Below are 4,079 nucleotides of genomic sequence, written 5' to 3'. Positions count from 1 at the left end.
GTCAGTATCTCGCCGACGACATGGTCGGGCACGAGATTGTAGCGCCAGGACTGGAGGCGTTCGCGAAAGGACATCGGCTGCTGCTATTCCATGAGGGGACGAGGTGACCGGATCCTTCCGGTCACCTCGCTTGTACTTCAGTCGAAAAGGTGCGGCTTACTTTGCCGCCGCCGCTTGTGCCTGCAGCGCCTTCAGGTCCCAGCAGCTGTCGGGCTTGAGGTCGGCCTTGGTCGTCGCCTTCTCCAGCGTGTAGATGTAGGTGTGCGAGGTGCCGGCCGGCTGGCCGCTCTGCAGCAGGAACTTGATGATGTCGTTCATGTCGCCCGACTGGCGAGCAAGATCGGTCATCACCACAGCGCCATAGGTGCCGTCGACCAGCTTGTCGCAATCGGCCGCCTTTTCGCCGCCGCCGGTGGTGACCAGGAACACCTTGCCGTCGAGTTTGGCATCGCGGATCGCGGCGGACGCGCCGGTGGCGTCGCCATCCCAGAAATCGATGATCGAGCAGATATCCGGGTTCTGCTGCAGCATCGTCGTCGTCACGTTGCGCGAGGTCGTCGCATCCCAGTTGGAATCGGGCTTGGCCACCACCTTGAAGTCGGGATTCTTGTCCAGCACCTTCATGATGCCGGCATACTGATAGAGGCTGGAGGAGTTCGCCTGGTCACCCTGCACAAGGCCGATCTTCTTCGACGAGTTCGGGCCGCAGCCCTTGATCGCCGCTTCGGCCTCGAGCTGGCCAAGCCGGTCCCAGTCACTGCCGATAAAGGCGTCGGCCGGGAAGTTGGCGGGATTGTCGACCAGGATGACATAGGTGCCGGCGGCCTGTGCCTTCTTCATCAGCTTGGAATAGGAGTTGAGGTCCGGCGCGTGGATGATCAGCACATCCGGCCTGGTGTCCGAGGAGATGGCGTCCGTGATCGCCTGCGCGCCGGCATCGACGACCCAGTTCGGGTCGCGCGTCTCGAACACGCCGCCCCAGGCCTCGACTTCGGTCTTCAGATAGTGCGCCCAGCCCTGCGCCAGGTCGAAGCCCATTGCCAGCGGCACCAGCATGACGCGCTTGCCCTTGAGCGCCTGCGCGTACGCAGTCGGCCCCGGATCGTCGGCGGCGAAGGTTGGCGCCACGAAGGCGGTGACGGCGAGCGCCGTGGCGGCGGCCATGAGTGTCTTGATCAGTTTCATGTCGGATCCTTTTGCTTTGGTCGTTGTTATCAGCGGCCGGCCCCAACCGTCCGCCGCAGTTCAGGTCTAAATGTCGCCCTGCTGGGCGGTCTGCTCGTCACGTGGATTGATGATGCCGTCGACGATGATGGCGCCGAGCAGGATCGCTGCCTTGATCAGGTTCTGGTAGAGCAGCGGAATGTCGATGATGGTCATGGCGTTGAGCAGGATGCCGATCAGTGCCGCACCGACCAGCACGTTGCGCACCCCGCCGCGCCCGCCGGACAGGCCGATGCCGCCGATAACCGCCACCAGCACGATATCGTAGAGCAGCGTCGAATTGACGACGCGGGTATTGATCGAATGCAGGCTGGCCGCCGTCAGCAGGCCGGCGACCAGTGCGACGAAGGCGGAAAGCACATAGCGCAGCACCAGCATCGGCCGCACCGGCATGCCGATGTTGCGGGCGGCCACCGGATTATCGCCGGCGAAATAGATATAGCGGCCCCATTTGGTGTAGCGAAGGAACAGGAAGAACAGGAAGGCCAGCCCTGCGAAGACGAAAACCTCGATGGGAATGTCGAGGAAGCGCAGGCCGCCGAGCAACTCGACCCAATGGCCCTGCGGCACCGGCACGGCATCCTGCGTGATCAGTTGCGAGCGTACATAGCCGAAGACGAAGGAGCCTGTCGCCAGCGTCACGAAGATCGCCGGCACGTCGGCATAGGCGACGAGAAAACCATTGAGCAGGCCGATGGCCAGCACACCGGCCAGCACATAGGCGAAGGCAAGCCCGTCCGGCGTCCCCGAATTCAGCAGTTGCAGGTACCAGGCGACCGACATCGCCATGATCGCGACGGCAGAGAGGTCGATGCCGCGGCCGATGATGACCACGGCCATGCCGAGCGCAAGGATGCCCAGCACCGACACGGAGCGGACGATGGCGACGAGATTGTTGGGGTCGATGAAACCTGGCAGGCCTATAGCCGCTGCAACGAACAGCACCACGGCGATGGCAAAGACAATGCCTTCCTGGTTCAGGCTCCTGAAATTTGGCCAGCCGATGGTGTTCATGTCTGCGTTTGCCCCGATGGCAGCGCTGCCATCCCTGGGAAAGAACGCTAATCGGCCCAACGCCGGTTCGTCAAATGAATCCGCGCCCGGAACCCAGGCCGGCTGCGATATTTATCGAGTGGACGATCGATTGCCGAAGCTGGCGCAATGCGCGGAAAACTCTGCGCTTTTGGCAATTGGTTGCGCCATTGCGGCCGCACGCGAAAGCGCTGCACCAAGGCAAAGGGACAGGACGGAATTTATCTCCGCATCAGGCGGAAAAATCGATCTGAATTTCCCGGCGAGTGCCCGGAAACCTCCGCGCCCGCACCTGGCGGGAGCACGAGAAAACGCAGCGCCGCCACCAGCCCGATGGCGCCGATCACCAGAAAGGCTACTCGAAAATCCACAAGATCGAGAGCGGGGCGATCCCTGACGATCTGCGACAGATTAAGGATCGCCGCCGCCACCGCGACGCCAAACAGCATCGCCACCTGCTGCAGCATCGAGGACAGCGTCGCCGCCGAGCTTCGTTGCGACGCATCGATGTCGGCGAAGGCCAGCGTGTTAAGGGCGGTGAACTGCATCGAGCGCGACAGGCCGGCAATCAGCATCAGCGCCACCACCAGCGCTTGCGGCGTCTGCGGCGAGATCGCTCCGCAAGCCATGATCGAGGCCGAGGCGATGATGCCGTTGACGACCATCACTGAGCGGAAACCGAAACGGCGCAGCGTCGGCGTGGTCACCGTCTTCATGCCGAGATTGCCAAGGAAATAGGCCAGGATCATCAAGCCGGCATCGACAGGCGAAAGGCCGAAGCCAACCTGGAACAGCAGCGGCAGCAGGAACGGCGTGGCGTTGATCGCCACCCGGAAAATGGTGCCGGCGGCAAGCGTCGAGATGGCGAAGGTCAGCACCTTGAACGAGGAGAGATCGAGCAGCGGATGCGGCGCGCGCCTGAGATGGCGCACCGCCAGCCAGCCGAGGACGATGCCGGCTACGATCAGCAGCGCTGTCGGCAGCACGCCGTCCTCGGGATGCGCGATACGCTCGAGACCGTAGAGCAGCAAGGCAAGTCCCGCCGATGTCAGGAAAAAACCGGGCCAGTCGAGCGGCTTGGGGTCGGCCTCGCGGTCGCCTGGGATGAAACGGGCGACCAGCGCCAGCCCGATCACGCCGAGCGGGATGTTGATGAAGAAATTCCAGTGCCAGGACAGATAGGTGGTGATGAAGCCGCCGAGCACCGGCCCGACCACCGGCGCAAACAGTGCTGGCCAGGTGATCAGCGCCGTGGCGTTGAGCAGTTCGGATTTCGGCGCATTGCGCAGGACGAGAATGCGCCCAACCGGCGTCATCAGCGCGCTGCCGAGCCCTTGCACGACACGTGCGGCGACGAACTGGGTCAGGGTTTGCGAGAGGCCGCAGGCGAGCGAAGCCAGGGTGAACAGGACGATCGCCAGCAGGAAGATGTTGCGCGCCCCGAACCGGTCGGCGAGCCAGCCCGACAGCGGCACGAACACCGCCATGGTCAGCATGTAGACGGTGATGCCGATGCTCATCGCCACCGGCGACACGCCGAAGGAGGCGCCCATCTGCGGCAGCGATGTCGAGATGATCGTCGAATCCAGCAACTGCATGAAGAAGGCGATGGCGACGATCAGCGCCACGCGCCGCGCATGGATGGCCGTTTCGGACAAGGTTGCGGTCTCGGGAATGGCAGTCATGACGGAACCGGTTTGAACAGCATCTCCCCGGCGGCGTCCAGAGACGTCGCAACAAACTTTCGTGTGCCGCCATGGCCTGCTATGGAATGGATGGGGCCGTCGAGGAGAGTATACGCGTAACATGAAGCCCATCTACAT

Annotated in this window: 3 protein-coding genes; all 3 read right to left on the bottom strand. The window is 63.2% G+C overall.

Going from position 1 to position 4,079, the window contains the following annotated elements; genetic code table 11:
• Nucleotides 1-156: 156 nt before the first annotated feature.
• Complete coding sequence (locus tag EN879_RS26635) at nt 157-1,185, bottom strand: sugar ABC transporter substrate-binding protein (protein WP_127274342.1); 1,029 nt, start codon at nt 1,183-1,185, stop codon at nt 157-159.
• Between the two features lie 66 nt (nt 1,186-1,251).
• Nucleotides 1,252-2,238, bottom strand: a complete 987-nt coding sequence (locus tag EN879_RS26630) for an ABC transporter permease (protein ID WP_013530837.1) — start codon at nt 2,236-2,238, stop codon at nt 1,252-1,254.
• A 239-nt stretch (nt 2,239-2,477) separates the two neighbouring features.
• Nucleotides 2,478-3,941 carry a DHA2 family efflux MFS transporter permease subunit gene (locus tag EN879_RS26625; RefSeq protein ID WP_063168532.1) on the bottom strand — a complete coding sequence of 488 codons (1,464 nt, stop codon included), beginning with the start codon at nt 3,939-3,941 and terminating at the stop codon, nt 2,478-2,480.
• Nucleotides 3,942-4,079: the final 138 nt, after the last annotated feature.

The organism is Mesorhizobium sp. M7A.F.Ca.AU.002.02.1.1 (genome assembly GCF_003998535.1).
Taxonomy (GTDB): Bacteria; Pseudomonadota; Alphaproteobacteria; order Rhizobiales; family Rhizobiaceae; genus Mesorhizobium; species Mesorhizobium ciceri.
The sequence above is the reverse complement of the archived record's forward strand: the minus strand, read 5'-3'. Positions and strand labels throughout refer to the sequence as shown.